Raw genomic sequence first — 25,648 nt, 5'->3', positions numbered from 1 at the left:
AGGCGCCGTGACCAACGGAGGGTAAAACGCGTAACCACCGCAGAGGGCTCTAGACGGTTTTTTTAGCCGCCAGGGTTTCGGCGATCAGTTCTTTTTCAGCCTCCTTGAGATCCTCATCGCTGATCATTTCCGCAATCACCCGCAGGCGTTCGACCACCCGCGCATTCACGCTGCCTTCCGGGAACTGGCCTTCGGCATCCGGCTCACCCGCAGGCTCACCTACCAGCAAACTCAGGGCTTCGTCCGCCTGACGCACCGCGTACACGTGGAATTTGCCCTCGCGCACGGCCTGCAGCACTTTTTCGTCGAGCATCAAGGTGGCCACGTTGGCCTGGGGAATGATCGCGCCCTGCTCGCCGGTCAGCCCACGGGCCTCACACAGACGGAAGAAGCCTTCAATCTTCTCGTTGACCCCGCCCACCGCTTGCACTTCACCGAATTGGTTGATCGAACCGGTAATTGCAAAACACTGCTTGAGCGGCGTTTTGGACAACGCAGAAATCAACGTGCATGCCTCGCCCAGTGACGCACTGTCGCCGTCCACGTACCCGTAAGACTGCTCCAGCGCGATACTGGCCGAGATCGCCAACGGAAACTCCTGTGCATAACGGCTGCCCAGATACCCGGTCAAGATCATCACCCCCTTGGAGTGAATCGGCTGCCCGAGGTTAACTTCGCGCTCAATGTCGACGATTCCGCTGCCACCCGGGTACACCGTGGCCGAAATCCGCGCCGGCACGCCGAACGCTGAATCCCCCACTTCCAGTACAGTCAGGCCGTTGCATTTACCGACAGCAGCGCCATCGGTGTCGATCAGGATGATACCCGCCAGCATGTCATCGAGAATCCGCGCCGATACGCGACCGGTACGGGTGGCCTTGGCCTTGAGCGCACGTTCGATGTGCCCGGCGTCGGTCATCTCATCGTTGGCCAAATGACGAATGAAATCCGCCTCGCTGACCAACTGGAACAGATCACCGATGCGTGCCGACAACCGCCCCTGATGCTCCGCCAACCGCGCGCTATACGTGGCCAGTCGCGCCACTGCGTCGGCGGTGAGAGGCGCCATGCCTTCTTCAGACGTGCGCGTGGTCAGCAGCTGTGCGAACTGCTCAAGGCTTTCGTCGACCATCGGGATGTCTTCATCGAAGTCCACCAGCACCCGGAACATCTCCTGGAAGTCCGGGTCGAGGTCTTGCAGCGTGTAATACAGCTGACGGGCGCCAATGATAATGACCTTGACCTGCAACGGGATCACTTGCGGGCTCAGGGTGACGGTCGCCAGACGGCCCATCTCGCCCAGCGGCGACTCCATTTTCAGCTTGCGCGATTGCAGGGCGCGCTTGAGCGCATCCCACACAAACGGCTCGCTAAGCATCTTCTCGGCCTCCAGGATCAAGAAACCACCATTGGCGCGATGCAGCGCACCCGGTCGCAACTGACGGTACGTGGTGTACAGCGCGCCCTGATCGGTGCTGTATTCGATACGGCCGAACAAGTTGTCATAGGTCGGGTGCGGCTCAAACACCACCGGGGCGCCGCCACTCATGGGCTGACCGACAACCAGGCTCGGCAGGTACTGCTCTTCCAGCAGCTTGCGCGCCTGGGCATCGGTCTTGCTGTCGTCAACCAACTGCTCGACCACGGTTTTGAGCAGGTACACCTGCATGGCCTGCAAATAACCACACACCGCGCCGTTCTCGGCGTACTTCTGCGACAAAGGCGCCAGCAACGGTTGCAGCGCCAGGGTGATGGTTTCTTCGTTCAGGTGGCGCAGCTGGTTATTGGACTCACGCTTCCATTGCGGCAGGCTCGCCAGCTCTTCATTGAGACGCTCTTCGAGCTGCGAAATATCTTCGTGAAAACGCTCGCGCTCCTCTTCCGGCAACTGTGAAAACTCGGCTTCATCCAGCGCCTTGCCATCGCTCATTGGCGTGAAGGCGACATTACTGCTGTCGCGGTACAGCGCCACGCCTTTTTCCAGCGCCAGCCGTTCGATCACATCCAGCGCACGGTCATAGCGCTGGTTAAAGCCCCGGTCGATGGCGCTTTTGCGCTGTTGATAAGTCGGGTGTTCGAACACCGCCGGGAACGTCGCCAGCAGGTTATCAATCAACCCATTGATATCAGCGATGAACGCCCCGGCGCCGCTGGCCGGCAACTCCAGCGCCCGTGGCTCGCGCGGGTCATCGAAGTTGTTGACGTATACCCAGTCGCTGGGGGACTTCAGGCGCTTGCCTTCGGCCTTGAGGTAGCGTTTGACGAATGAAAAACGCCCGGTGCCGGGCTCACCCATCACAAAGACGTTGTAACCCGGACGCGGCATGGCCACGCCAAACTGCAAGGCTTCGACCGCACGTTCCTGGCCGAGAATGCCGCGAAAAGGCTCCAGATCATTGGTGGTAGAGAAGCTGAACTGTTCAGCGGAAAACGGACGGGTCAGCGCATCAGGCGCTAAACGCAAGCTGGCAGCAACAGGATCAGGCATCGGGCTTCCTTACATCGGGCGGGGCAGATGGCAGCATTCTGGCGCTGGCTGTACGCCACTGGCAAGGCGCACGATGCGTGAATTCCGGAGGGCCTGCATTTGCGGGATAAAACTGCGCTTGATCAATGATTGTTTTACAAAAAAAGACGGAACCTGCAGAACGTGCCTAGACTCCAAGGTGTTACGCGGCTGGAAGTCATAACTGGCCCGTACTGGCGCTTCAGGGCCAGACACCCTTGTCCATTGGTTGCACACACATAGAGAACAAAGCTATGAAACGGATTCTTCTCGGTACTCTCTTCACTGTTGTTTCCCTCAATGCCATGGCTCAGGCACCCGGTGGCCCAAACTGCGGTTGGGGCAACATGTTGTTTGAAGGCCAGCGCGGCACACCGGCCCACTTCCTGGCGTCTACCACCAACGGCACTTCCGGCAACGCTACCTTCGGCATGACATCCGGCACCAACGGTTGCACCACCAAAGACGCGCTGACTTACGGCGGCAAATCGTGGATTGCCATGAATGGCATGATGAACGAGCTGTCCGAAGACATGGCTAAAGGCAACGGCGAAGCACTGACCACCTACGCGGTGGTATTGGGTGTAGCCCCTGAAGACCGCGAGCATTTTGCTGCTGTCACCCACGAACACTTCCAGCAGATCTTCAGCAAAGCTGACGTGACCGCAGATGACGTTCACAACAACACCCTGGCCGTCCTGAAAAGTGATGCACGCCTGTCCAAATACGCCACTGCTGCGTAAATGAGACCTGCCCGCTCCTTTCGGAGCGGGTACTCTTCTGCTTCATTTCTATTTGTCTGACAACAGTTGCCCACCATGCTCAAACGCCTTGCCTATCTGGCGCTCTGTGCCTGCGCCCCGTTATATGCCGCGCCCCATATCGACAATCAACGTTTGCAGCAGTTGGCCAACGACCCTTTCTGGATTTCCCTCGGGCATTATGAAGCCCGCACACTCGGCGGCTGGCGCAGTTACGTCAGCGACGACAAATTCTTCATCGCACCCGACGGTGCCCAACACCCGGACGCCGAACTGCGCGCCACCGTCGAGGCGCTGTATTCGCCGTTAAGCCTGGGGGACAAACACCCGCAGTGCGTGTACCCGGCCCGTACCCGCTGGCTCAAGGCCCAATTGAACCTGAACGACCTGCCGCCCGCCCCCTGCGCAGAGTTCACGCAATGGTTCAAAGACGTGGCCCCGCACAGCACCGTCATGATTTTCCCGGCGGCCTACCTCAACAGCCCGTCATCAATGTTCGGCCACACGTTGCTGCGCATCGATCAGGCAGACGTGCAAAGCAACAAGACCGCACTGCTGAGCTACGCGATCAACTTTGGCGCCTACATTGAAGGCTCCGACAACAGCATTCTGTACGCGTGGAAAGGACTGGCCGGTGGCTACCCGGGCCTGTTCGCGCTGGTGCCGTATCAGGAAAAACTCTCGGAATACCGCAGTCTCGAAAACCGTGACCTGTGGGAATACCGCCTGAACCTGACGCCCGTAGAAACCCGGCGCATGGTCGAACACGTGTGGGAGCTGAAACAGATCCAGTTCGATTACTTCTTCTTCGATGAAAACTGCTCTTATCGCCTGCTTGAGTTGCTGCAAGTAGCACGTCCGGGCCTGCAACTGACGACCCAGTTTCCCCTCACGGCGATCCCCACCGACACAGTGAAAGCCGTCAAGGAAGCCGGTTTGGTCGAGAGTATCGAATACCGGCCTTCCCGCGAACGTGAGCTGCTGGATCGCGCCAAGGTACTCGACCCCGAGGAGCAGCAATGGGTGCTGCAAGTCAGCGCCGACCAGAAACAATTGCAGAATCCGGACTTCAAGGCCCTGCCCAAAGCGCGTCAGGCGCTGATTATCGATGCGGCGTATCGCCTTGAACGTTACCGCGCCAACGGCCTGGAGCGGGACACCGACCGTTCGCAACGCAGCTTTGAACTGCTGCGGGCGATTAATCAAAATCCGGCCCCTGAACTGGACGTCGAAAAACCCGAGCTGCCAGAGAACGGCCACGAATCGCGTACCTGGCAATTGGGCGTCGGCAGCCGTGACGACAAGGCCTTTGCCGAATATGGCCTGCGCATGGCCTACCACGACCTCAATGACAACGCGCCGGGCTTCCCGCTGGGTGCGCAAATTGAAATCCTGCAGCTCAAACTGCGTCAGTACGAAGGCAACCACTGGCAAATCCAGCAGTTGGACCTGGCCAACATCCGCTCCCTTACCCCGCGCAATGACTTGCTCAAACCCTGGTCATGGCAAGTGGGTGGTGGGCTGGAGCGGGTACTCGGTAAACATGGCGATGAAACCCTTGTCACCCATGTCAACGGCGGCGCAGGTGGCACCTGGCAACTGGCTGACGACGTGCTGGGCTTCGCCCTCGGCACTGTGCGCGTGGAGCACAACAACGACTTTGCGGCTTTCGTATCACCAGCGGCGGGCTTTAACACCGGCCTGCTGTGGCGCAACCCGATCGGCAACCTGAGCCTGGAAGCCAAAGGCGATTACTTCACCAACGGAGAAATACGCCGCACCTTGAGCCTGAACCAACAATGGGAACTGTCGCGCAACCTTGGTTTACGCCTGACGGCTCAGCGCGAGTTCAGCCACTTGACCTCGCCAGTGAACGAAGTGATGTTGGAAGTGAAGTGGTATCACTACTGAAGGGAGCTTCACCACATGGCGATAACGTGCCAAAACCTGGAAGACGTACGGGCACACATCGACGAACTGGACCGCCAGATTGTCGGCTTGATCGCACAGCGCGGGGCGTATGTTTCGCAGGCCGCCCGGTTTAAAAAGGACAGCAACGCGGTCAAAGCCCCACAGCGTGTGGAGCAAGTTTTCCTCAAGGTCAGGGCATTGGCCGAGGAACTCGGTGCCAACCCCCACGTCACCGAGCAGGTATACCGCGCCATGGTCGCGGCATTTATCCAGCAGGAGCTGGCTGAACACGCGACACTCGGGGGCTCAACCTGATCACTGACATCGCATTGACATCGGCTTGACGTCTCACTCACAGATCCCGGCCTACACTCACCTCATCAGCCGTTCAACGGTGCAATGAGGTGGGTTATGTGGCGCAGGTGTGTGGGGGTGGGGATGCTGATTGCAGTATTGGCCGGGTGTCAGACCACCCACCAGAAGCTGCTGGCCAAAGGGTATCCACCCGCCTTTGCCGACGGCTTTGATGAGGGTTGCAGCAGCGGCCGACAAGCAGCAGGCGTGATAACGGGTGAATTCAAGAAAAACGTCCCGCGCTATTTGAATGATCCCACCTACGCTCAAGGCTGGGATGACGGCTTTCGTCAGTGTCAGGCCATGCGTGAAAGCGAGGACCGTGAGCAGTATCAAGAGCGCCATTGGGATCAACGCGAACGCGACTGGCAACACGAGAAGGATGTGGACGCGGCCCGGGCTCATCGCTCGCAATAATCTGAACCCTGACCGGCCCGCGAGCTCTTAACCTTATCGCCATATGGGACAGTTGCCATGAGCCGCGCGTTTGTAAATGAAGACAGCGCCGCTGACCACGCCAATGCCCCCATTGAGCGTCAGGTCAGCAGCCAGCCCAATTACGTCACCGCCCGGGGTCTTGCTTTATTGCAAGCCAAAGTCAGCGAGCTACAGGCTCAGCATGCTCACGAAACCGCCAAAAGGGAGGATGCCGACAAGCAACGTCTGGCTGATCTCGACCGTGACTTGCGTTACTTCAATCAGCGCTTGCTGAGTGCGCAGGTCGCCGCCCCGGCCACGTCCACAGAAAAAGTGCAGATCGGCAGCAGGGTGACGTTCGTCGACGAACACGACAATGAGCAACAGGTGCAACTGGTGGGCGAAGATGAGGCCGATGCTACCCAGGGCTTGATCAATTGGGGATCGCCACTGGGCCGTGCGCTGTTGGGCGCAGGCCCCGGCGATGAAGTGCTATGGCTTCGACCTGCGGGGGATTTGCAGGTCGAAATCCTTCGCGTAGACCCGGCTTAAACCACGCCCTGCGCCAGCATGGCATCGGCCACTTTGACGAACCCGGCGATGTTGGCACCTTTGACGTAATTGATACGGCCGTTTTCTTCACCATAGTGAACGCACGCGTGGTGGATCGACTGCATGATGTTGTGCAACTTGCTGTCCACCTCACCCGCGGTCCAGAGCAAACGCATGGCGTTTTGCGACATTTCCAGACCACTCACGGCCACGCCGCCCGCATTGGAGGCTTTGCCCGGAGCGAACAGAATGCCCGCCTCGATAAACAGGTCCACCGCCTCCAGCGTGGTCGGCATGTTAGCGCCTTCGGCCACGCACACGCAGCCATTGCTCAGCAGCGCACGTGCCGCGTCAGCGTCCAGTTCATTTTGCGTAGCGCACGGCAAGGCGATGTCGCAGGTCAGGTTCCAGGGGTGCTGCCCGGCCAGGAACTCCAAGCCAAACTGGCTGGCCAATTCGCTGATACGCCCACGCTTGACGTTTTTAAGCGCCATCAGCGCATCCCACTGCTCGTCGTTCAATCCCGCTTCGCAGTAAAGAGTGCCTTCGGAATCAGACAACGAAATCACTTTGCCACCCAAGTCCATGACTTTACGCGCGGCGTACTGCGCCACGTTACCGGAACCCGAGATCGCCACACGCTTGCCATCAATGCGCTGGCCGCTGCGTTTAAGCATTTCCTGAGCAAAATACACGCAACCAAAACCGGTGGCTTCCGGGCGAATCAGGCTGCCGCCGTAGCTCATGCCTTTGCCGGTCAACACGGAGGTGAACTGGTTACTCAGGCGCTTGTACTGACCGAACAGGAAACCGATTTCACGGGCGCCGACACCAATGTCACCGGCGGGCACGTCCACGTCAGAACCGATGTGGCGGTACAGCTCGCTCATGAAGGCCTGACAGAAACGCATGACTTCAGCGTCGCTCTTGCCCTTGGGGTTGAAGTCTGAACCGCCTTTGCCGCCGCCCATAGGCAACGAGGTCAGGGAGTTTTTGAAGGTTTGTTCGAACGCCAGGAACTTCAACACGCCCAAGTTCACCGACGGGTGGAAGCGCAGGCCGCCTTTGTAAGGGCCAATGGCGCTGTTCATCTGAATACGGAAGCCGCGGTTGACCCGCACTTTGCCTTCGTCATCCACCCACGACACACGAAACACAATCGCCCGCTCAGGTTCGCATATACGTTCAAGAATCCCGGAAGTCAGGTAATGCGGATTGGCTTCTAGAAAAGGCCACAGGCTACGCAGGACTTCTTCCACCGCTTGGTGGAATTCTGGCTGGTCGGGGTCACGTTTTTTGAGGCGGGAAAGGAAGTGGTCGACGGATTCGATCATGGGCAAGTCTCGGCAAATTTATTGTCGTTAAACGGAGATTGGCCGGAACTTTATCAATTCATGTCGCACCGCGACAGCGCAAAATGTCGCAGTTCTGAATTTAAATGGTGCTTTTATATAAATAGCGCTACTTTTTTTGTGTTTTGCGCACCAAAAAAGTGAATCTTGTACCCATTTCTGCACCAGCAATAGCCATTACGTACAGCCAAAACAGGCAAAAAAAACGGAGCCCCGTGGGGCTCCGCTTTTTGCAAACCGGCCTTACTGGGCCAGTTTTTTGTGACGCACACGGTGCGGCTGAGTAGCCGCCTCGCCGAGGCGCTTTTTGCGGTCAGCTTCGTACTCGGTGTAGTTGCCCTCAAAGAAGACTGCTTGAGAGTCATCTTCATACGCCAGGATGTGGGTCGCGACGCGGTCAAGGAACCACCGGTCGTGAGAGATCACAATGGCGGCGCCAGGGAAGTCCAGCAGCGCTTCTTCGAGCGAACGCAGGGTCTCAACGTCAAGGTCGTTGGACGGTTCGTCGAGCAGCAGCACGTTGGCGCCCTCTTTCAAGGTCAGGGCCAGGTGCAAGCGACCACGCTCACCACCGGACAGGTCCTTGACGAACTTCTGCTGATCGCCCCCTTTGAAGTTGAAACGCCCTACGTAAGTACGCGAAGGGATTTCATAGTTGCCGATACGGATGACATCGGAACCGTCAGAAATGGCCTGGAACACCGTTTTGCTACCGTCGAGGTCGTCGCGGCTCTGGTCAACGCATGCCAATTGCACGGTTTCACCGATTTCGATGCTGCCCGAATCCGGCTGCTCTTTGCCCATCAGCATGCGGAACAGGGTGGATTTACCCGCACCGTTACCACCGATCACGCCAACGATGGCGCCTTTTGGCATGGCGAACGACAGGTTGTCGATCAGCACGCGATCGCCGTAACCCTTGGAGACGTTCTTGAACTCGATAACCTTGTCACCCAGGCGCGGACCGGCCGGGATGTAGATTTCGTTGGTCTCGCTGCGCTTCTGGAATTCCTGCGATTGCAGTTCTTCAAAGCGTTGCAGACGGGCCTTGGATTTGGACTGACGCGCCTTGGCGCCTTTACGCACCCATTCCAGCTCGTCTTTCATGGCCTTCTCGTGGGCCGACTGCTGCTTGGATTCCTGGGCCAGACGATCGGACTTGGCTTCAAGCCAGCCCGAATAGTTGCCCTCGTAAGGAATGCCGGCGCCGCGGTCGAGTTCCAGAATCCAGCCCGCTACGTTGTCCAGGAAGTAACGGTCGTGCGTGATCGCAACCACGGTGCCCGGGAAGTCGTGCAGGAAGTGCTCCAGCCAGGCGACCGAGTCGGCATCCAGGTGGTTGGTCGGTTCGTCGAGCAGCAGCATGTCCGGGGCCGACAGCAGCAAGCGGCACAAGGCCACACGGCGCTTCTCACCACCCGACAGGTGTTCAACTTTCGCGTCCCAGGCTGGCAGGCGCAACGCGTCGGCGGCGACTTCCAGCTGGCGCTCAAGGTTGTGACCGTCGCCTGCCTGCAGGATGGCTTCGAGCTTGGCCTGTTCGGCGGCCAGCTTGTCGAAGTCGGCATCCGGGTCGGCGTATTCCGCGTAGACCTGGTCCAGACGCGCTTGCGCGTCCTTGATCACGCTCACGGCCTCTTCAACCACTTCGCGAACGGTTTTGCTCGGGTCCAGTTGCGGCTCTTGCGGCAAGTAGCCGATGTTCAAGTCCGGCATTGGACGGGCTTCGCCGTCGAACTCGGTGTCGACGCCAGCCATGATTTTCAACAGGGTGGATTTACCCGAACCGTTCAAACCGAGTACGCCGATCTTGGCGCCCGGGAAAAACGACAGGGAGATGTTTTTCAGGATTTCCCGCTTCGGCGGAACAACTTTGCTCAGCCGATGCATGGTGAAAACGTATTGAGCCATGGTGAACCTAGCGTCAGTGACAGGTGAATAAGGCGCGAGCAATGCACGGCTCAGGCCATAGCAGAAGGACAGGGATTGATCTGGGTCAATGCCTGCTCATGTAAAAAGCCTGAGTGTAGGAGCCCTTGTGCCCCCGCGTAACCGGCAAAGCTACCTGAATGCGCAGTGCAGGGCAAACCAGCGCCCACCAGGGGGCTGGCACTTTGCCACAGTCCAAGGCATGCTAGCCGCCCTTTGGGCGTCCCGCTTATAGTGCGTATCGCACCATTGCAGCCAAATCGCAGGATCACAGCTTGCCCAACGTCACACCGTCTAACCCCGCGCGTGCTCCAGGCCCATGGCTTGGCACCCCCGTGCGCGGCACGTTAAAAGGCGCGCTGGCCACGTTGGTCTTGCTATTGCTGGGCATGTTGTTCTGGCTGCTGATCGAGCAATTTCAGTCAACGGTCGAGCATCAGCGCCAATACAGCGCCGCTTATAGCGCCGACCTGGCGGATCACGTCAATGTGAGCATGGCCCTGCGGGCGGAGATGGCGCTTAATCTGCTGCCCGCCCAACAACCCCCCGGCACACTGCGCGAGTTACGCGCCCAGGTCAGCCGGATGCGTCAGTCGCTGCCGTCGTTGCAGAGCCTGGCCCTGCTCAGCCCGGAAGGCGAAGTGCTGCTCGACAGCGGCGGTATCAGCCCGGACGCGGCTTTTCTGCGTGACTGGGTCAAACACAATCAATCGCGCACGCGCACCGACAGTTATTACTTCAGCAACAACAGCGATGCCAGCACCCTTTATTTGCTGCTCGCCAAACCCGGTAGCCCGTCAGGCGGCTACTGGTTACTGCGCCTGAGACCGGACATGTTGCACAGCCTGACCTTACAAACCCGGCAGGCCGACCGGCCGCACTGGCTGATCGAAAATGCCCAGACCCACAAAGTACTGAATCACAGCACGGCCCCTGTCACGCCCGCCTCCACCCTCAGCTCGCAAGACGCGACCGATACGGTCGCGCTGTTGCCGCTGAGCCACAGCGACTGGCAACTGCGTGCGCTGTTCAACGAAGAGCGGGTGATTGGGCAACTGTTGCCCGGGCTTATCGGTAAATGCCTGCTCGGTCTGCTGTTTTCCCTGCTACCGGTGATCGCGCTAATTAACATGCGCCGCCGCCAGCGTCAGGCCCATGAAGGGCGCCGCCGCTATCACGACATTTTTGAAGGCACCGGGGTCGCCCTGTGCGTGCTTGACCTCTCCAGCCTGCCGGGCTTTCTGGAGCGCGAGCAGTTATATGACAGCACGGCGCTCAAACACTGGCTCAACAACAACCCCGTGCAACGCCAGCATTTGTGTGAGCAGTTACGCATCACGGAAGTCAATCAGGTGGCGTTGCAGTTGCTGGGCGTGGACTCGTGCGAAGGTGCCTGGGAAAAACTGATCAACGGTTGCCCGAACAACACCTCGGCCATTAGCTATCAAGTCATCGAGGCGGTGCTCAACCATCAACAGCAACTTGAGCTGGAAATCACCCTCGTCGACGCCCTGGGGCAGGACCAACATTTATGGCTGGTGCTGCGTCTGCCGCAAGATCGCAGCGATTTTCAGGCCGTGATCTTGAGCATCAGCGACATCACCAGCCGCAAGCTCATCGAACTGTCGCTGCAGGAGCGCCAGAGTTTCTGGTCAGATGTGGTGCGCACTGTGCCCGACCACCTGTATGTGCAGGACGTCATCAGCCAGCGGATGATTTTCAGCAACCACCACCTGGGCCACACCCTGGGGTACAACGCCACCGAACTGCAGCAAATGGGCACTTACTTCTGGGAACTGCTACTGCACCCCGAAGACGCCGAGCATTACCACCTGATGCGCAAGCAACAGCGCCATGGCGGCTACGCGCACCTGCTGCAATGCCATCTGCGTTTTCGTCACAGCAACGGCGTGTGGCGCCGCTTCGACATCCGCGAACAGGCACTGGCGCGGGACGCGTACGATCAGGTCACACGCATCGTGGGGGTGGCCAAGGACATCACAGACCAGATCGAAGCCAGCGAATCGTTACGCGACAGTGAACAACGCTACCGGATGCTGGCCGAAAGTATCAGTGATGTCATTTTCTCGACCAACAGTGCGCTGAAACTCAACTACGTCAGCCCCTCCGTTCACACCGTACTGGGCTTCGATACCGACTGGGTGTACAAGCACGGCTGGCAATCCACCATCGCCAACCCACAACAATTGGCGGGTGTTTACAGCTTGATTGAACGGGTCAGCCACGCGCTCGACAAACCGGACCAACTGGCCGCCCTGCGCACCGAACTCGATACTCAACTGTTCCTGTTCGATTGCCTGCGGGCCGACGGGCGCAAGATCCCGATTGAGCTGCGTCTGGTACTGGTGTGGGATGAGAACGATGCGTTCGAAGGCATCCTCGGGGTCGGCCGCGATATCAGTCAACAGCGCCGCGCGGAAAAAGACCTGCGCATGGCAGCCACGGTATTTGAACACTCGACCTCGGCCATCCTCATTACCGACCCGGCGGGTTATATCGTGCAGGCCAACGAGGCCTTCAGCCGGGTCAGCGGCTACGCCGTGTCGCAAGTGCTCGACCAATTGCCGAGCATGCTCACCGTCGATGAACAGCAACAAGCGCATTTGCACTACGTACTCAAGCAACTGCACCAGCACAACACGTGGGAAGGCGAAATCTGGCTCAAGCGCCTGAACGGCGAACACTACCCGGCGTGGGTCGGCATCACGGCGGTCTTCGATGACGAAGGCGATCTAGCCAGTTATGTGTGCTTCTTCAGCGACATCAGTGAGCGAAAGGCCAGTGAACAGCGGATTCACCGCCTGGCCTATTACGACGCCCTGACCCACCTGCCGAACCGCACCTTGTTCCAGGACCGTCTGCATACCGCGCTGCAGCAGGCTGAGCGCAACAAGTCGTGGGTGGTGCTGATGTTCCTTGACCTCGACCGCTTCAAACCGATCAATGACTCGCTGGGCCACGCGGCGGGCGATCGCATGCTCAAAGACATGGCCATTCGCCTGCTCGCCTGCGTGGACAATGACGACACCGTGGCGCGCATGGGCGGCGATGAGTTCACCCTGTTGTTGCAACCCCGTGCGACCCGCGACATGGCACTCAACCGCGCCATCAGCGTGGCCGAGCAGATCCTCGCCAGCCTGGTGAAGCCGTTTGTGCTGGAGAGCCGCGAGTTCTTTGTCACGGCCAGTATCGGCATCGCCCTGAGCCCGCAGGACGGCAACGAACTCAGCCAGTTGATGAAGAACGCCGACACGGCGATGTACCACGCCAAGGAACGTGGCAAAAACAACTTCCAGTTCTATCAGGCAGACATGAACGCCAGCGCGCTGGAACGTCTGGAACTGGAAAGCGACCTGCGCCATGCACTGGAGCAGGAAGAGTTCATCCTCTATTACCAGCCGCAATTCAGCGGCGACGGCAAGCGCCTGACTGGCGTCGAAGCGTTGCTGCGCTGGAACCACCCGCGTCGTGGCCTGGTGCCGCCGGGCGACTTTATCCCGGTACTTGAGGAACTGGGGCTGGTGGTGGATGTGGGCGACTGGGTGCTGGCTGAATCGTGCCGTCAGCTCAAGCAATGGCACCAAGCCAAAGTGCGCGTGCCGAAAGTCTCGGTCAACATCTCGGCGCGGCAATTCTCCGACGGCCAGTTGGGCACGCGCATTGCCAATATCCTAAAGGAGACAGGCCTGCCCCCGGCCTGTCTGGAGCTGGAACTGACCGAGAGCATCCTGATGCGCGAAGTCAGCGAAGCGCTGCAAATCCTTGCCAGCCTGAAAAACCTCGGCCTGAGCATTGCCGTTGACGACTTCGGCACCGGGTACTCGTCGCTCAATTACCTCAAGCAGTTCCCCATCGATGTGCTGAAAATCGACCGCACCTTTGTCGACGGTCTGCCCGAAGGTGAACAGGACGCACAGATCGCCCGCGCCATCATCGCCATGGCCCACAGCCTGAACCTGGCCGTGATCGCTGAAGGCGTCGAAACCCACGAACAGCTGAACTTCCTGCGTGAACATGGCTGCGATGAAGTGCAGGGTTACCTGTTCGGGCGGCCCATGCCTGCGCGGCAATTTGAAGCACATTTCAGCCAGGAAGCCCTGCCAGTGTTCGAGTAAGGCTTCAAAAGCTCGCTAAAACCCCGTACCTGAAAGCCACTTGTCTGCCACATGATTGCCTTTCATATGCCAGATAAAACCCGTTGGGTTAGAATGCCCTCCTTTTCTGCCCCCGATCCTTGAGGACCGCCATGTTCAGCCGTGATTTGACACTTGCCAAGTTCGACGCCGACCTTTTTGCCGCCATGGAGCAAGAAGCTCAGCGCCAGGAAGAACACATTGAGCTGATCGCTTCGGAAAACTACACCAGCCCAGCGGTGATGGAAGCTCAAGGCTCGGTACTGACCAACAAATACGCCGAAGGTTATCCGGGCAAGCGTTACTACGGCGGCTGCGAATACGTCGACGTGGTTGAGCAACTGGCCATCGACCGCGCCAAAGAACTGTTCGGCGCCGATTACGCCAACGTTCAGCCGCACGCTGGCTCCCAGGCCAACAGCGCGGTGTACCTGGCGCTGCTGTCGGCCGGCGATACCATCCTGGGCATGAGCCTGGCCCATGGCGGTCACTTGACCCACGGCGCCACCGTTTCGTCCTCGGGCAAGCTGTACAACGCTATTCAATACGGCATCGACGCCAACGGCCTGATCGACTACGACGAAGTCGAGCGCCTGGCGGTTGAGCACAAGCCAAAAATGATCGTGGCCGGTTTCTCCGCTTACTCGCAGATCCTGGACTTCCCGCGCTTCCGTGCCATCGCTGACAAAGTCGGCGCTTACCTGTTCGTGGACATGGCGCACGTGGCCGGTCTGGTCGCAGCAGGCGTTTACCCGAACCCTGTGCCGTTTGCTGACGTAGTGACCACCACTACCCACAAAACCTTGCGCGGCCCACGCGGCGGCCTGATCCTGGCCAAAGCCAACCCCGAAATCGAGAAGAAGCTGAACTCCGCTGTTTTCCCGGGTTCGCAAGGCGGCCCGCTGGAACACGTGATCGCCGGTAAAGCAGTGTGCTTCAAAGAAGCCCTGCAACCGGAGTTCAAGGTTTACCAGCAACAAGTGGTGAAGAACGCCCAGGCCATGGCTTCGGTGTTCATTGAGCGCGGTTATGACGTGGTTTCGGGCGGTACTGAAAACCACCTGTTCCTGCTGTCGCTGATCAAGCAAGACATCTCGGGTAAAGACGCCGACGCCGCGCTGGGCAAAGCGTTCATCACCGTGAACAAAAACTCCGTGCCGAACGACCCGCGCTCTCCGTTCGTGACCTCGGGTCTGCGTTTCGGTACTCCGGCTGTGACCACCCGTGGCTTCAAGGTTGAAGAATGCCGCGAGCTGGCTACCTGGATCTGCGACATTCTGGACGACATCACCAACGAAGCCGTGATCGACGCTGTTCGCGAGAAAGTCAAAGCCATCTGCAAGAAGCTGCCGGTTTACGGCAACTGAGTGTAAATAGCTGAACAAAAAGCCCGGCTCTTGAGCCGGGCTTTTTTGTGGGCGCTGCATGCTGGGTTGCACAGTGCATCGCTTTACGCCCTGTCACTGCCTGATGCCGGGGCCACGCTGACAGTTTTGGTGCGGGAAACGTGAGGCAAGCGCCCTCTCACGCATTCCCGAGGCGAGCAAAACCCTCGCGAATCTCTTCCTCGGGGAGCGCGTCGGCAATAAACACCATCACACTTTCGCGCGTCTCTCCCTCAGTCCATTCCGTGTCCCAATCAAAGCCATAGAGTTTCAAAACCCCTTGAAACACCAGGCGTCGCGCTTCGCCCGCAATATGGAGCACGCCTTTGTAACGCAGCAGTTGCTTGCCATGGTTTTCAAGCAGTTCATTCATGAATTCGCTCAGGCGATCGATGTCCAGCGCCTTGTCGGTGCGCAGCACCAGGCTGGAGATACGATCAATCGACGCTGCGGGCTGCACTGGCCGCAAACTCACCCCGCCGCCTAAATCGGCATTGAGGTTAAAACCGCGCACGTCCAGCAACTCGGCCAGATCGATTTTGCCGTGCTCAACCACGCGGATCGGCGCCCGACGGTTGATGCGGGTCAAGCGCTCGCTCAGGGCCTTGAAGGTGGCGTCGTCCACCAGGTCGCACTTACTCACGAGCAAGCGATCAGCAAAGCCGATCTGGGCCTGGGCGATGGTCTGGGTCAAATGAACATCCGCATGGGCTGCGTCTACCAAGGTGATGATGCCGTCCAGCAGGTAGCGTTCACGCAATTCTTCATCGATGAAAAAGGTTTGCGCCACGGGCGCCGGGTCGGCCAGACCGGTGCACTCGATGACCAACCGGTCAAAGGCAATCTCGCCGCTGTCCAGCCGCTCAAGCAGCAGGTAAAGGGCTTTGGTCAGGTCAGTGTGAATGGTGCAGCACACGCAGCCATTGGCCAGCGTCATGACTTGTACCGGCTCGTCGCCCAACAGTTGGGTGTCGATCCCGGCATCACTGAATTCGTTTTCGATCACAGCAATTTTAAGGCCGTGTTCGGCCTTGAGCAGGTAACGCAACAACGTGGTTTTGCCAGCCCCCAAGAAGCCGCTGAGGATGGTGACGGGGATGGGAGAGGACATGCAGTCTCCTTGACGATGGATGTGCAAAAACGACAACAGGAGCGAGCCTGTACGCGAAAACAAGGGGCCATTCAACTCAATCGTTGACTGACACCCTGGCGTCACGAACAAGCCCGCTCCTGCACAAGGGCTATCGGGTTAGCAACACTTGGGGCCACCCTTGCCGCCGTAACGGGCCTCCTGGCGTTCGCGGAAGAACGCCTCATAACTCATTACCGGCTTGTCCGGGTGTTTGGTTTGCATATGCTCGACGTACGTGTCGTAGTCAGGCATGCCGACCATCAGGCGCGCAGCCTGACCGAGGTATTTACCGAGGCGACTCAGGTCGTTGAACATGTTTGCAGCCCTCAGTCACTCTTGCGGCATGGCCTGGAATGGCGCTTCTTTGTCGGTACGTTCTTTGGTGCCCCAAGCGGCAATGCCGACTTTGAGCGCATAGAACAGGATGCTGAAGACCACGAACAGGAACAGCACGGTCAAACCCGCGTTGGTGTACGCGTTGATAATCACGTGTTGCATCTGGTCGATGTTTTTCGCCGGGGCGATCACTTGGCCGGCTTCCAGCGCTGTGCTGTATTTGTTCGCCAGCGCCAGGAAACCCACTGCCGGGTTGGCATCGAACAGCTTGATGAAGCCTGCGGTAGTGGTGCAGATCAGCAGCCAGACCGCTGGCAACATGGTCACCCAGATGTAACGCTGGCGCTTCATTTTGATCAGCACGACCGTGGCCAGCATCAACGCGATACCTGCCAGCATCTGGTTGGAGATACCAAACAGTGGCCACAAGGTGTTGATGCCGCCCAGCGGATCGATTACGCCCTGGTACAGCAGGTAACCCCACATCGCCACACAGCCGGCCGTGGCAATCAGGTTGGCAGGCCACGATTCCGTACGTTTGAGCGCGGGGACAAAGCTGCCGAGCAAGTCTTGCAGCATGAAACGTCCGGCACGTGTACCGGCATCGACTGCCGTCAGAATGAACAAGGCCTCAAACAAAATAGCGAAGTGATACCAGAACGCCATTGTATTTTCGCCGGGCAGCACGTGGTGCAGGATTTGCGCGATACCCACCGCGAGGGTCGGTGCACCGCCCGCACGTGCCAGGACAGTGGTTTCACCGATGTCCTTAGCCAGCGCCGTCAGTGCATCCGGGGTAATGGCAAACCCCCAGCTGGTGACAGTTTGTGCAACGCTGACAACATCCGACCCCACGATGGCAGCCGGGCTGTTCATGGCGAAGTACACGCCCGGCTCGATGACCGAGGCGGCAACCATCGCCATGATGGCCACGAACGACTCCATCAACATGCCGCCATAACCGATGTAACGGGCGTTGGTTTCGTTATCCAGCAACTTGGGCGTAGTGCCCGACGAAATCAGCGCATGGAAACCCGAGACCGCACCGCAGGCAATGGTGATGAACAGGAAGGGGAACAGGCCACCTTTCCAGACCGGGCCATTGCCGTCGATGAATTGGGTAACCGCCGGCATTTTCAGCTCGGGCATGGTGATCAGGATGCCGATCGCCAAAGCCACGATAGTGCCAATTTTGAGGAAGGTGGACAGGTAATCGCGTGGAGCCAGCACCAGCCACACTGGCAACACCGCCGCTACAAAACCGTAGCCGATCAGCATCCAGGTGATTTGCACACCCGTGAAGGTGAACACGTGCGCCCACTCAGGATCGGCCGCAATCTGGCCCCCCAGCCAGATCGAGCCGAGCAGCAGGAGCACGCCGATGATGGAGATTTCACCGATGCGGCCCGGGCGGATATAGCGCATGTAAATGCCCATGAACATCGCAATCGGGATGGTGGCCATTACCGTGAACATGCCCCACGGGCTTTCGGCCAGGGCTTTGACCACGATCAGTGCCAGCACCGCGAGGATGATGATCATGATCAGGAAGCAGCCAAACAGCGCAATGGTGCCCGGCACCTTGCCCATTTCTTCGCGCACCATGTCGCCCAGCGAGCGGCCATTGCGACGCGTGGACATGAACAGCACCATGAAATCCTGCACCGCACCCGCAAGCACGACACCGGCAATCAGCCAGAGCGTGCCGGGCAGATACCCCATTTGCGCAGCCAATACCGGCCCGACCAAGGGGCCGGCGCCTGCGATGGCGGCAAAGTGGTGACCGAAAAGAATGTGTTTGTTAGTCGGCACATAGTCCAGACCGTCGTTGTTGACCACCGCAGGCGTTGCCCGGCTCGGGTCCAGCTGCATCACCCGGGTGGCGATAAACAAACTGTAGTAACGATAAGCAACCAGATAGATGGCAACCGCTGCCACCACGATCCACAAGGCGTTGATTGCCTCGCCCCGACGTAATGCCACGACGCCAAGGGCGCAGGCGCCTACAATTGCCAGCACCAGCCACGGGATGTGGCGGAGCAAGCTATTTTTATTATTCATTTTTATATTCCGGCCAGTTGGACAAGAAGGACTGCTTCCGGAGTTTAGCGCTCCCAGCACTAAAGACCACCCCCTGACGTTGGTCTAGAGCCTTCTTCGAAAGGTTTTTTTCATCACGGGCAATGGGTGGATCGGGTCTATAGTTCACCCATGCCCAGAGGGTTTGACCATGCCTGAACAGCCTGAAGAACGTCGGCGCTTTACCCGTATTGCCTTTGATGCCCAGACCCGGATCAGTCAGGGACCTTTGCACTGGTCAGTCAAACTGCTGGATGTGTCGCTCAAAGGGTTGCTGATTGAGAAGCCGCAGGACTGGCGCCCCGCCCCAACCCCTGAATTTACCGCTGACATCCACCTCAGCAATGAAACGCACATCATCATGGTCGTGCACCTGGCCCACACCGAGGCCCACCAACTGGGTTTTGAATGCACCCGCATCGACTCCGAGTCGATCGGCAACCTGCGTCGATTGGTCGAACTGAATCTGGGCGATCAAGACTTGCTTCAGCGCGAGTTAAAAGCCTTGATCACAGATGAATAACGCTACTCAAACAGTGCATCCAGCGCCTGTTCAAGACGCGTGACGCCGATAATCTGCAAGCCCGGTGGCGACTCTTTCGGGGCATTGCCCTTGGGCACGATGGCGCGTTTGAAACCGTGCTTGGCCGCTTCTTTGAGGCGCTCCTGCCCGCTCGGCACCGGGCGCACTTCGCCAGACAGCCCGACTTCGCCAAATACCAGCAAGTCGTGAGGCAACGGCCGATTACGCAAACTCGACATCACCGCCGCCATCAAAGCCAGGTCAGATGCCGTTTCAAGCACTTTCACCCCGCCTACCACGTTGAGGAACACGTCTTGATCGTGGGTCGGGATGCCACCATGGCGATGCAAAACGGCCAGCAACATGGCCAACCGATTCTGGTCCAGACCCAATGTCACGCGCCGCGGGTTGGACATGTGGCTGTCGTCCACCAGCGCCTGCACTTCGACCAGCATCGGACGGGTGCCTTCCCATGTCGCCATGACCACACTGCCTGGCACTTCTTCCTGCGCGCGCGTCAGGAAAATCGCTGAAGGATTGGACACTTCTTTCAGGCCTTTGTCGGTCATACCGAATACGCCCAATTCGTTGACGGCGCCAAAACGGTTTTTCACTGCGCGCAGCAGGCGCAAACGTCCATCGGATTCGCCTTCAAAGTACAACACGGTGTCGACCATGTGCTCCAGTACGCGCGGACCGGCCAGCGCACCTTCTTTGGTCACGTGGCCGACAAGGAAAATCGCCGTGCCACTGGACTTGGCATACCGCACGAGCAACGCCGCGCTTTCACGCACTTGCGAAACGCCCCCCGGAGCCGATTGCAGTTGCTCGGTAAAGATGGTCTGGATCGAGTCAATCACCATGACTTTGGGCTTTTCGAGCTTGGCCGTGGCGATGATGCTCTCAATGCACGTCTCGGTCATCACCTTAAGACGGTCCTGCGGCAGCCCCAGGCGGCGGGCGCGCATGGCCACTTGCTGCTGGGATTCTTCCCCCGTGACATACAGCGCAGGCATGCGCGTAGCCATGTGACAGAGGGTTTGCAGAAGGATGGTGGATTTGCCGATACCCGGATCACCGCCAATCAACACCACGGAGCCATCGACCAGCCCGCCACCGAGCACGCGGTCCAGCTCCCCGGACGCCGTCGAAAAACGCGGAATCTCCTCAATGCTGACTTCAGCCAGGGTTTTGAGCTGGGCTTGCTGCCCGGTCCAGCCGGTACGGCCGCTCGGCGGTGCCGCAGACCCGCTCTCTACAACAGTTTCAACCAATGTGTTCCAGACACCGCACTCGGCGCACTGTCCGGCCCACTTGGGAAACGTTGCACCGCACTCGGTGCAGCCGTAAATGCGCTTGGGCTTGGCCATCTGAACTCCACGGAAAAAACGCGATGATAGCCCACTCGGCCAGGATCAGCGCGCCGCCGGCATGCGGATTTCGCCTCTGGCCAGCCGAGCGGCACTGTTGCCCAACGGATCTTCGGCATTCGGATCGGCGCCCTGACGGGTCAAATCGTTGAGCAATTCGACGCGTTTGAACAGGCCCGCGTACATAGCGGCAGTCTGGCCTGCATGGTTGCGCTGGTCCGGGTTGCAATCGGTAGCCAGCAACCGGCGGGCAATTTTCAGCTCGCCTTTAAAAATGGCGCCCATCAGGGCCGTGTTACCGCGTTTGTCTTGCACACAGGCATTGGCACCGGCAGCCAGTAAATGCTCAACGGCATCGGACTGACCGTGATACGCCGCCAGAATCAAGGCGCTGTAGCCTTTGCTGTCCTGAGTGTCGAGGGCGTACCCCGACTCAATGAAGGTATCGAGCATTGCCACATCGCCGCGCCGTGCAGCATCGAAGTAATAATCCTGAAGCTGTACGTGCATATCAGGTTCATCGGCCTGGGCGCAGACACTTATACACAGCAGCGCGAACGGTATAAAAAAACGCATGGTTGCGACCTCCCCGGAGGTAAACCCTGCAATCACTGCCGAGCAGCAATTACAGGGTGTGCGTATTAGTCCACCAGCTTGGCAGCCAGCGCCTTGACACGTGCCAGATCACCTTTGGCCACGTTGCTCACGCCGGTCCCGTACTCAGGGTCAGCCTTATAGAGGAAGGACAGAATGATGTGCTTGCTTTCATCGTCCGTTGTCGCCAACGAGCCGCCGAAGTTTTCAATCAGGTCCTGACGCTCTTTCTTGCTGAATGAGCGGTACAGGTCGCCCGCCTGCTTGAAGTTCTGCTCACGCACGATCTTCGCTTGCTGGGTCGTTCCCGACAGAGCCATCTCGCTGTAACGCGCGGCTTTTGGCTCTTCACGAGGTTCCAGACGGCTAGGCTGGTAGTTCACACCTGAGGTGGAGTGACCGAGGTTCATCGCGCCATCCTGGTTGCCGTTGTTGACGGCTACACGGGGTGCGTTGATCGGTAATTGCAGGGCGTTCGCACCCAAACGGTACATTTGCGTGTCAGCGTAAGAGAACACTCGGCCTTGCAGTAGACGGTCCTCAGACGGTTCGATACCCGGCACCAGGTTGGCGGGCGCCATGGCAACCTGCTCGGTTTCCTGAAATACGTTGCCCGGGTTACGGTTCAACACCATCTGACCCACTTTGCGCTCCGGCACATTCGGCCAGATCTTGGTCGCATCCAGTGGGTCGAAATCAAAGGATTTCAGGTCTTCAGGCTTGAGGACCTGCACGTACAAGTCCCACTTGGGGAAGTCGCCTTTTTTGATGTGGGTAACCAGATCATTGCTCATGTGGCTGTAGTCTTTGCCCTGAACCTCGGTCACCTGTTTGGGATCAAGGTTTTTCTGCCCTTGCAGGCTTTTCCAGTGGAACTTCACATAGCGCACGTCGCCTTTGGCATTCACCAGTTTGTAAGCGTGCACACCGTTACCGTCCATTTCACGGTAACTGGCTGGCGTGCCCGAGTTGGAGTACAGCTCAGTCAGGGTGCGGGTCGCTTCCGGTACGTGGGAGAAGAAATCGAAACGCCGTGAGTCATCGTCCAAGTTGGTGCGCGGGTCAGGCTTGAAGGCATGCACCATGTCCGGGAACTTGATCGCATCACGGATAAAGAACGTCGGGAAGTTGTTGCCGACCAGGTCCCAGTTGCCGTCAGCGGTGTAGAACTTGGTCGCGAAACCGCGCGGATCGCGCAGGGTTTCGGGGGAGTGGTTGCCATGAACCACTGCCGAGAAACGCACAAATACCGGTGTAACTTCACCGCCAGCAAACACTTTGGCTTTGGTCAGATCGCTGAGGTCGTTGGTCACCGTAAATGTGCCGTGAGCGCCCGCGCCACGGGCGTGAACGACCCGCTCAGGGATGCGCTCACGGTCAAAGCGCTGGAGTTTTTGCAGCAGCTGGACGTCTTGCAGCAACACCGGGCCATTGGCCCCGGCTGTTTGCGAATTTTGGTTATCGCCTACGCCAGCACCGTTATCGCGGGTCAACGTGGCTGCATGGACAGAAGCCGATAACAGGCTGGCACTCACAACACACAGCAAGCGTCTGTGTGAAAACATTCCGAAGCCAAGGGAGGTGGTCATGCGTAGATCCTCTATTTATTAGGCGCACCAACGTGCACTGAGCCAAGGCTAGAGGTCTGCGGGGCAAATTCTAAATAGAAAGCGCTCAAGCCACCCATTAAGAAATAAGCCTGGAGTTGAGCGTCTGACTCGCGTATTGGCGGACGTTGAAGGTGGTTTGAAAACTAAAGAGGACTGAGCGTGTCGATAACGAAGGCGTAGCGCTAAACAGCCAGTCGGGCAAGATCCGCAAGGCTGATTTACACTGCGTTAACCAACCTCATCTGTAACAAGGAATAACCTATGGGCGTGATAAGTGAGTTCAAGGCCTTCGCGGTCAAAGGAAACGTGGTCGATATGGCCGTCGGTATTATCATCGGCGCCGCGTTTGGCAAAATCGTTTCATCCTTCGTCGGCGACGTGATCATGCCTCCCTTGGGTTTGTTAATCGGTGGCGTGGATTTCACCGACCTGGCCATAACGCTCAAAGCGGCTGCGGGTGATGCACCGGCGGTCGTGCTTGCCTACGGTAAATTCATCCAGAGCGTGATCGATTTCATCATCGTGGCGTTTGCCATCTTCATGGGCGTCAAGGCAATCAACCGCCTCAAGCGCGAAGAGGCCGTGGCCCCCAGTGCCCCTCCCGTTCCGACCAAAGAAGAAGAGTTGCTGGGTGAGATTCGTGACTTGCTCAAGCTGCAAAACAACCGCCCTTAAACCGGGCGTTAACACGAGCGGCGCCATCAGGCGCCGTTTTTATTTAAACGTTACGTGGTTTCAGGGTTACCAATAGTTCTCGACCGCTACTTGCCCCGGCTTGCGGGCCAAACTCAAGCGCATCTCTTTTTGTTTTAACAACGTGCGCACATCGTCAATCATTTGCGGATTGCCACATATCATCACCCGGGAATGCTCAGCCGTTAACGCTACACCCGCAACACGCTCTAACTCACCACTTCCAATAAGTGATGTCATTCGCTCATTTAATGCACCTGCCACTTTTTCACGCGTCACAACAGGCACATAGACAAACTTGTGCTCATGTTCAGCCAAGTAATCTCGCTGCATTAACTGTTGAATCAAAGGTTGATAAGCCAGCTCTTTTTTTTCACGCGCACTGTAAACAAGAATAACGCGCTCAAACTTCTCCCACACTTCAAAGTCCTGAAGGATTGATAAAAATGGCGCGACCCCTGTACCGGTTGCCAATAACCATAAGTCGCGGCCATCCACGAACCGATCAAGGGTTAAATAACCAAATGCCTGCCGATCCACCAGCAGGGTATCGCCCGCTTCCAGACGGCTCAGCTCACTGGTGAACTCGCCACCCGGGACCACAATGGAGAAAAATTCGAGGAAATCATCATGCGGCGAAGACACCATTGAGTACGCACGCCAGACCGTAGTGCCGTCAGCCTTGGTCACGCCCAGCCGGGCAAACTGGCCTGCCGTAAAGCGAAAACCCTTATCCCGCGTGGTGCGCAGGGTAAACAGGCTCGGGGTCAAAGGGCGAACTTCAAGCAGGGTTTGGCGGGTAAATTTCTCTGCGCTGGCAGTCATGGTGCACTCCATTGGCTCGTGCCCTAGTGTCGCGCAAAGTCGGCATCAGGAACACCGACGATTGGGAGGGCCTTTCGCCGCCTCTGTAACGTCCGTTTTAAATAAACACTTTAAATAGGGCGCACACCCAATATGCCACCTGCGCTTGATGCCTGTTCTTCGCCAGAAAAAACATTAATAAATGGCGTCAAAAATACGCTAGCTCGTACTCCCTATATTGGAACAGTTCTATCGTGCGGGCTCACCAGGTATCGCTTGTCGATACTGGTGCTTTTACACTAATTCACTTAATTAAACTTATTTAACAAACAAGACCAATAACTTTGAAATTTCCTACAAACCTCTACTACTATGAGGACGTCATGCAAATTGGATCACATAACCAGGGGCAAAGGATCTCCTCATGAAAACCCATCAAAGGCTTTATGAAAATCAGAGCAGTACCGACAAAAACGAACACCAACTCTTTGAGAGCACACTCAAAAGGATAGAAGAGTATGGTTTTGAATACTTTCTATTCCGATCGATCCCGCGCTTTGGAAATATCGCTACGCATAGCAAAACAATAACTAACTATCCAAAAGAGTTTATTGCACGTTATGAAAGCAATCATTATGTACAAAGAAACCCAATTATCATCCACTGTCAGCTGTCCATCGCCCCTCTGATCTGGGGCGAAGAGGTATTTCATGACACCCCCGAGTTATGGGAAGGCACGCGTGCGTTTGGGTTAAACCATGGATGGTCACAATCGGTGCATGACAACAAGGGTGTTGTCAGTATTCTGAGCCTGGCCAGATCAAAAACACCGGTCACAGCCTTCGAATTTTCCGAAAAGGCCGCCCATGTGCTGTGGTTGTGCAACCAACTGCACACGTCTATGACCGCACGCTATTTGCCCAGGCAGGACGAGCCTCCCCCTCAAGCCATGCGACTTTCGGCACGTGAGTCCGAAGTCCTGAAGTGGACGGCGGAAGGCAAGACCGCGTTTGACATTGGCATGATCTTGAGCCTGACCACGCGCACAGTGAATTTCCATATCAGTAGTGCCATTCGCAAAATGGGTGCGAGCAATAAAACGTCAGCCGTGGTAATAGCGACAAAGTCGGGCTTGTTATAGCCAAACCGGCGAGTTGTCTGCATCCAGACCATCACCTGATAAACG

20 protein-coding genes are annotated in these 25,648 nt (G+C 57.8%); 10 read left to right on the top strand and 10 right to left on the bottom strand.

The window, feature by feature from the left end; genetic code table 11:
• Positions 1-49: 49 nt before the first annotated feature.
• Positions 50-2,488, bottom strand: a complete 2,439-nt coding sequence (locus HBN68_RS10770; RefSeq protein ID WP_094995114.1) for an ATP-binding protein — start codon at positions 2,486-2,488, stop codon at positions 50-52.
• A 272-nt stretch (positions 2,489-2,760) separates the two neighbouring features.
• Here HBN68_RS10770 and HBN68_RS10765 point away from each other — a divergent pair, with 272 nt between their 5' ends.
• The 5 genes from HBN68_RS10765 to HBN68_RS10745 all read left to right on the top strand — a co-directional run bounded on the left by HBN68_RS10765 (position 2,761) and on the right by HBN68_RS10745 (position 6,501).
• Positions 2,761-3,249: a DUF3015 domain-containing protein gene (locus HBN68_RS10765; RefSeq protein ID WP_019411892.1), complete on the top strand. Its 489-nt coding sequence runs from the start codon at positions 2,761-2,763 to the stop codon at positions 3,247-3,249.
• Positions 3,250-3,324: 75 nt separating this feature from the next.
• A complete protein-coding gene (locus HBN68_RS10760; RefSeq protein WP_094992228.1) occupies positions 3,325-5,178 on the top strand; it encodes a DUF4105 domain-containing protein in 1,854 nt (617 codons plus the stop codon).
• A gap of 15 nt (positions 5,179-5,193) precedes the next feature.
• Positions 5,194-5,493, top strand: coding sequence for a chorismate mutase (locus HBN68_RS10755; RefSeq protein WP_094992227.1), 300 nt, complete (start codon positions 5,194-5,196; stop codon positions 5,491-5,493).
• A 96-nt stretch (positions 5,494-5,589) separates the two neighbouring features.
• Positions 5,590-5,949: a hypothetical protein gene (locus HBN68_RS10750; protein ID WP_169964032.1), complete on the top strand. Its 360-nt coding sequence runs from the start codon at positions 5,590-5,592 to the stop codon at positions 5,947-5,949.
• A 57-nt stretch (positions 5,950-6,006) separates the two neighbouring features.
• The gene (locus tag HBN68_RS10745; RefSeq protein ID WP_094992225.1) at positions 6,007-6,501 is read left to right on the top strand and encodes a GreA/GreB family elongation factor; all 495 of its coding nucleotides are present in this window, start codon (positions 6,007-6,009) and stop codon (positions 6,499-6,501) included.
• On the opposite strand, the gene gdhA is transcribed toward HBN68_RS10745, so the two are convergent.
• Positions 6,498-7,835 carry an NADP-specific glutamate dehydrogenase gene (gene gdhA, locus HBN68_RS10740; RefSeq protein WP_094992224.1) on the bottom strand — a complete coding sequence of 446 codons (1,338 nt, stop codon included), beginning with the start codon at positions 7,833-7,835 and terminating at the stop codon, positions 6,498-6,500. The two genes, HBN68_RS10745 and gdhA, sit on opposite strands and share 4 nt — an antisense overlap.
• 261 nt (positions 7,836-8,096) lie before the next feature.
• A complete protein-coding gene (gene ettA / locus HBN68_RS10735) occupies positions 8,097-9,764 on the bottom strand; it encodes an energy-dependent translational throttle protein EttA (protein WP_047273569.1) in 1,668 nt (555 codons plus the stop codon).
• Between the two features lie 407 nt (positions 9,765-10,171).
• Between ettA and HBN68_RS10730 the strand changes: the two genes are divergently transcribed.
• On the top strand, positions 10,172-13,918 hold the full coding sequence (locus HBN68_RS10730; RefSeq protein ID WP_262373505.1) for a bifunctional diguanylate cyclase/phosphodiesterase: 3,747 nt from the start codon (positions 10,172-10,174) through the stop codon (positions 13,916-13,918).
• Positions 13,919-14,049: 131 nt separating this feature from the next.
• Positions 14,050-15,303 (top strand): serine hydroxymethyltransferase, encoded by a 1,254-nt coding sequence (glyA, locus tag HBN68_RS10725; RefSeq protein WP_094992222.1) that lies wholly within the window; start codon positions 14,050-14,052, stop codon positions 15,301-15,303.
• Positions 15,304-15,460: 157 nt separating this feature from the next.
• Here the strand turns inward: glyA and yjiA are convergent, their stop codons facing one another.
• The 3 genes from yjiA to HBN68_RS10710 all read right to left on the bottom strand — a co-directional run bounded on the left by yjiA (position 15,461) and on the right by HBN68_RS10710 (position 18,850).
• Positions 15,461-16,432, bottom strand: coding sequence for a GTPase (gene yjiA / locus HBN68_RS10720; RefSeq protein WP_169964028.1), 972 nt, complete (start codon positions 16,430-16,432; stop codon positions 15,461-15,463).
• A gap of 138 nt (positions 16,433-16,570) precedes the next feature.
• Complete coding sequence (locus tag HBN68_RS10715) at positions 16,571-16,768, bottom strand: YbdD/YjiX family protein (protein WP_010448516.1); 198 nt, start codon at positions 16,766-16,768, stop codon at positions 16,571-16,573.
• 15 nt (positions 16,769-16,783) lie between these two features.
• Entirely contained in the window at positions 16,784-18,850 is a 2,067-nt protein-coding gene (locus tag HBN68_RS10710) for a carbon starvation CstA family protein (RefSeq protein WP_094992220.1), read from the bottom strand.
• A gap of 169 nt (positions 18,851-19,019) precedes the next feature.
• Here HBN68_RS10710 and HBN68_RS10705 point away from each other — a divergent pair, with 169 nt between their 5' ends.
• Positions 19,020-19,391 (top strand): PilZ domain-containing protein, encoded by a 372-nt coding sequence (locus tag HBN68_RS10705; RefSeq protein WP_169964026.1) that lies wholly within the window; start codon positions 19,020-19,022, stop codon positions 19,389-19,391.
• Between the two features lie 2 nt (positions 19,392-19,393).
• Here the strand turns inward: HBN68_RS10705 and radA are convergent, their stop codons facing one another.
• From radA to katB, 3 genes are all read right to left on the bottom strand, one after another.
• Positions 19,394-20,761, bottom strand: a complete 1,368-nt coding sequence (gene radA, locus HBN68_RS10700) for a DNA repair protein RadA (RefSeq protein WP_047292009.1) — start codon at positions 20,759-20,761, stop codon at positions 19,394-19,396.
• 45 nt (positions 20,762-20,806) lie between these two features.
• Positions 20,807-21,337, bottom strand: a complete 531-nt coding sequence (locus HBN68_RS10695) for an ankyrin repeat domain-containing protein (protein WP_094992218.1) — start codon at positions 21,335-21,337, stop codon at positions 20,807-20,809.
• A gap of 65 nt (positions 21,338-21,402) precedes the next feature.
• Complete coding sequence (gene katB, locus HBN68_RS10690) at positions 21,403-22,944, bottom strand: catalase KatB (protein WP_169964024.1); 1,542 nt, start codon at positions 22,942-22,944, stop codon at positions 21,403-21,405.
• Positions 22,945-23,226: 282 nt separating this feature from the next.
• Between katB and mscL the strand changes: the two genes are divergently transcribed.
• Complete coding sequence (gene mscL, locus HBN68_RS10685) at positions 23,227-23,640, top strand: large-conductance mechanosensitive channel protein MscL (protein WP_094992216.1); 414 nt, start codon at positions 23,227-23,229, stop codon at positions 23,638-23,640.
• 66 nt (positions 23,641-23,706) lie between these two features.
• Here mscL and HBN68_RS10680 read toward each other — a convergent pair whose 3' ends face one another.
• Positions 23,707-24,483 (bottom strand): ferredoxin--NADP reductase, encoded by a 777-nt coding sequence (locus HBN68_RS10680; RefSeq protein ID WP_094992215.1) that lies wholly within the window; start codon positions 24,481-24,483, stop codon positions 23,707-23,709.
• Positions 24,484-24,886: 403 nt separating this feature from the next.
• Between HBN68_RS10680 and HBN68_RS10675 the strand changes: the two genes are divergently transcribed.
• Positions 24,887-25,603: an autoinducer binding domain-containing protein gene (locus tag HBN68_RS10675; RefSeq protein WP_169964022.1), complete on the top strand. Its 717-nt coding sequence runs from the start codon at positions 24,887-24,889 to the stop codon at positions 25,601-25,603.
• Positions 25,604-25,648: the final 45 nt, after the last annotated feature.

It is taken from the genome of Pseudomonas sp. WS 5078 (assembly GCF_012985745.1).
Lineage (GTDB): Bacteria > Pseudomonadota > Gammaproteobacteria > Pseudomonadales > Pseudomonadaceae > Aquipseudomonas > Aquipseudomonas lundensis_A.
The sequence above is the reverse complement of the archived record's forward strand: the minus strand, read 5'-3'. Positions and strand labels throughout refer to the sequence as shown.

What these genes read in the sequence shown, in the direction of transcription:
- mscL (WP_094992216.1), top strand. Translation starts at nt 23,227, where the DNA reads ATGGGCGTGATAAGTGAGTTCAAGGCCTTCGCGGTCAAAGGAAACGTG.
- HBN68_RS10715 (WP_010448516.1), bottom strand. Translation starts at nt 16,768, where the DNA reads ATGTTCAACGACCTGAGTCGCCTCGGTAAATACCTCGGTCAGGCTGCG.
- glyA (WP_094992222.1), top strand. Translation starts at nt 14,050, where the DNA reads ATGTTCAGCCGTGATTTGACACTTGCCAAGTTCGACGCCGACCTTTTT.
- HBN68_RS10695 (WP_094992218.1), bottom strand. Translation starts at nt 21,337, where the DNA reads ATGCGTTTTTTTATACCGTTCGCGCTGCTGTGTATAAGTGTCTGCGCC.
- HBN68_RS10750 (WP_169964032.1), top strand. Translation starts at nt 5,590, where the DNA reads ATGTGGCGCAGGTGTGTGGGGGTGGGGATGCTGATTGCAGTATTGGCC.
- radA (WP_047292009.1), bottom strand. Translation starts at nt 20,761, where the DNA reads ATGGCCAAGCCCAAGCGCATTTACGGCTGCACCGAGTGCGGTGCAACG.
- HBN68_RS10705 (WP_169964026.1), top strand. Translation starts at nt 19,020, where the DNA reads ATGCCTGAACAGCCTGAAGAACGTCGGCGCTTTACCCGTATTGCCTTT.
- HBN68_RS10755 (WP_094992227.1), top strand. Translation starts at nt 5,194, where the DNA reads ATGGCGATAACGTGCCAAAACCTGGAAGACGTACGGGCACACATCGAC.
- ettA (WP_047273569.1), bottom strand. Translation starts at nt 9,764, where the DNA reads ATGGCTCAATACGTTTTCACCATGCATCGGCTGAGCAAAGTTGTTCCG.
- HBN68_RS10730 (WP_262373505.1), top strand. Translation starts at nt 10,172, where the DNA reads ATGTTGTTCTGGCTGCTGATCGAGCAATTTCAGTCAACGGTCGAGCAT.
- HBN68_RS10760 (WP_094992228.1), top strand. Translation starts at nt 3,325, where the DNA reads ATGCTCAAACGCCTTGCCTATCTGGCGCTCTGTGCCTGCGCCCCGTTA.
- HBN68_RS10675 (WP_169964022.1), top strand. Translation starts at nt 24,887, where the DNA reads ATGAAAACCCATCAAAGGCTTTATGAAAATCAGAGCAGTACCGACAAA.
- katB (WP_169964024.1), bottom strand. Translation starts at nt 22,944, where the DNA reads ATGACCACCTCCCTTGGCTTCGGAATGTTTTCACACAGACGCTTGCTG.
- HBN68_RS10770 (WP_094995114.1), bottom strand. Translation starts at nt 2,488, where the DNA reads ATGCCTGATCCTGTTGCTGCCAGCTTGCGTTTAGCGCCTGATGCGCTG.
- gdhA (WP_094992224.1), bottom strand. Translation starts at nt 7,835, where the DNA reads ATGATCGAATCCGTCGACCACTTCCTTTCCCGCCTCAAAAAACGTGAC.
- yjiA (WP_169964028.1), bottom strand. Translation starts at nt 16,432, where the DNA reads ATGTCCTCTCCCATCCCCGTCACCATCCTCAGCGGCTTCTTGGGGGCT.
- HBN68_RS10710 (WP_094992220.1), bottom strand. Translation starts at nt 18,850, where the DNA reads ATGAATAATAAAAATAGCTTGCTCCGCCACATCCCGTGGCTGGTGCTG.
- HBN68_RS10745 (WP_094992225.1), top strand. Translation starts at nt 6,007, where the DNA reads ATGAGCCGCGCGTTTGTAAATGAAGACAGCGCCGCTGACCACGCCAAT.
- HBN68_RS10680 (WP_094992215.1), bottom strand. Translation starts at nt 24,483, where the DNA reads ATGACTGCCAGCGCAGAGAAATTTACCCGCCAAACCCTGCTTGAAGTT.
- HBN68_RS10765 (WP_019411892.1), top strand. Translation starts at nt 2,761, where the DNA reads ATGAAACGGATTCTTCTCGGTACTCTCTTCACTGTTGTTTCCCTCAAT.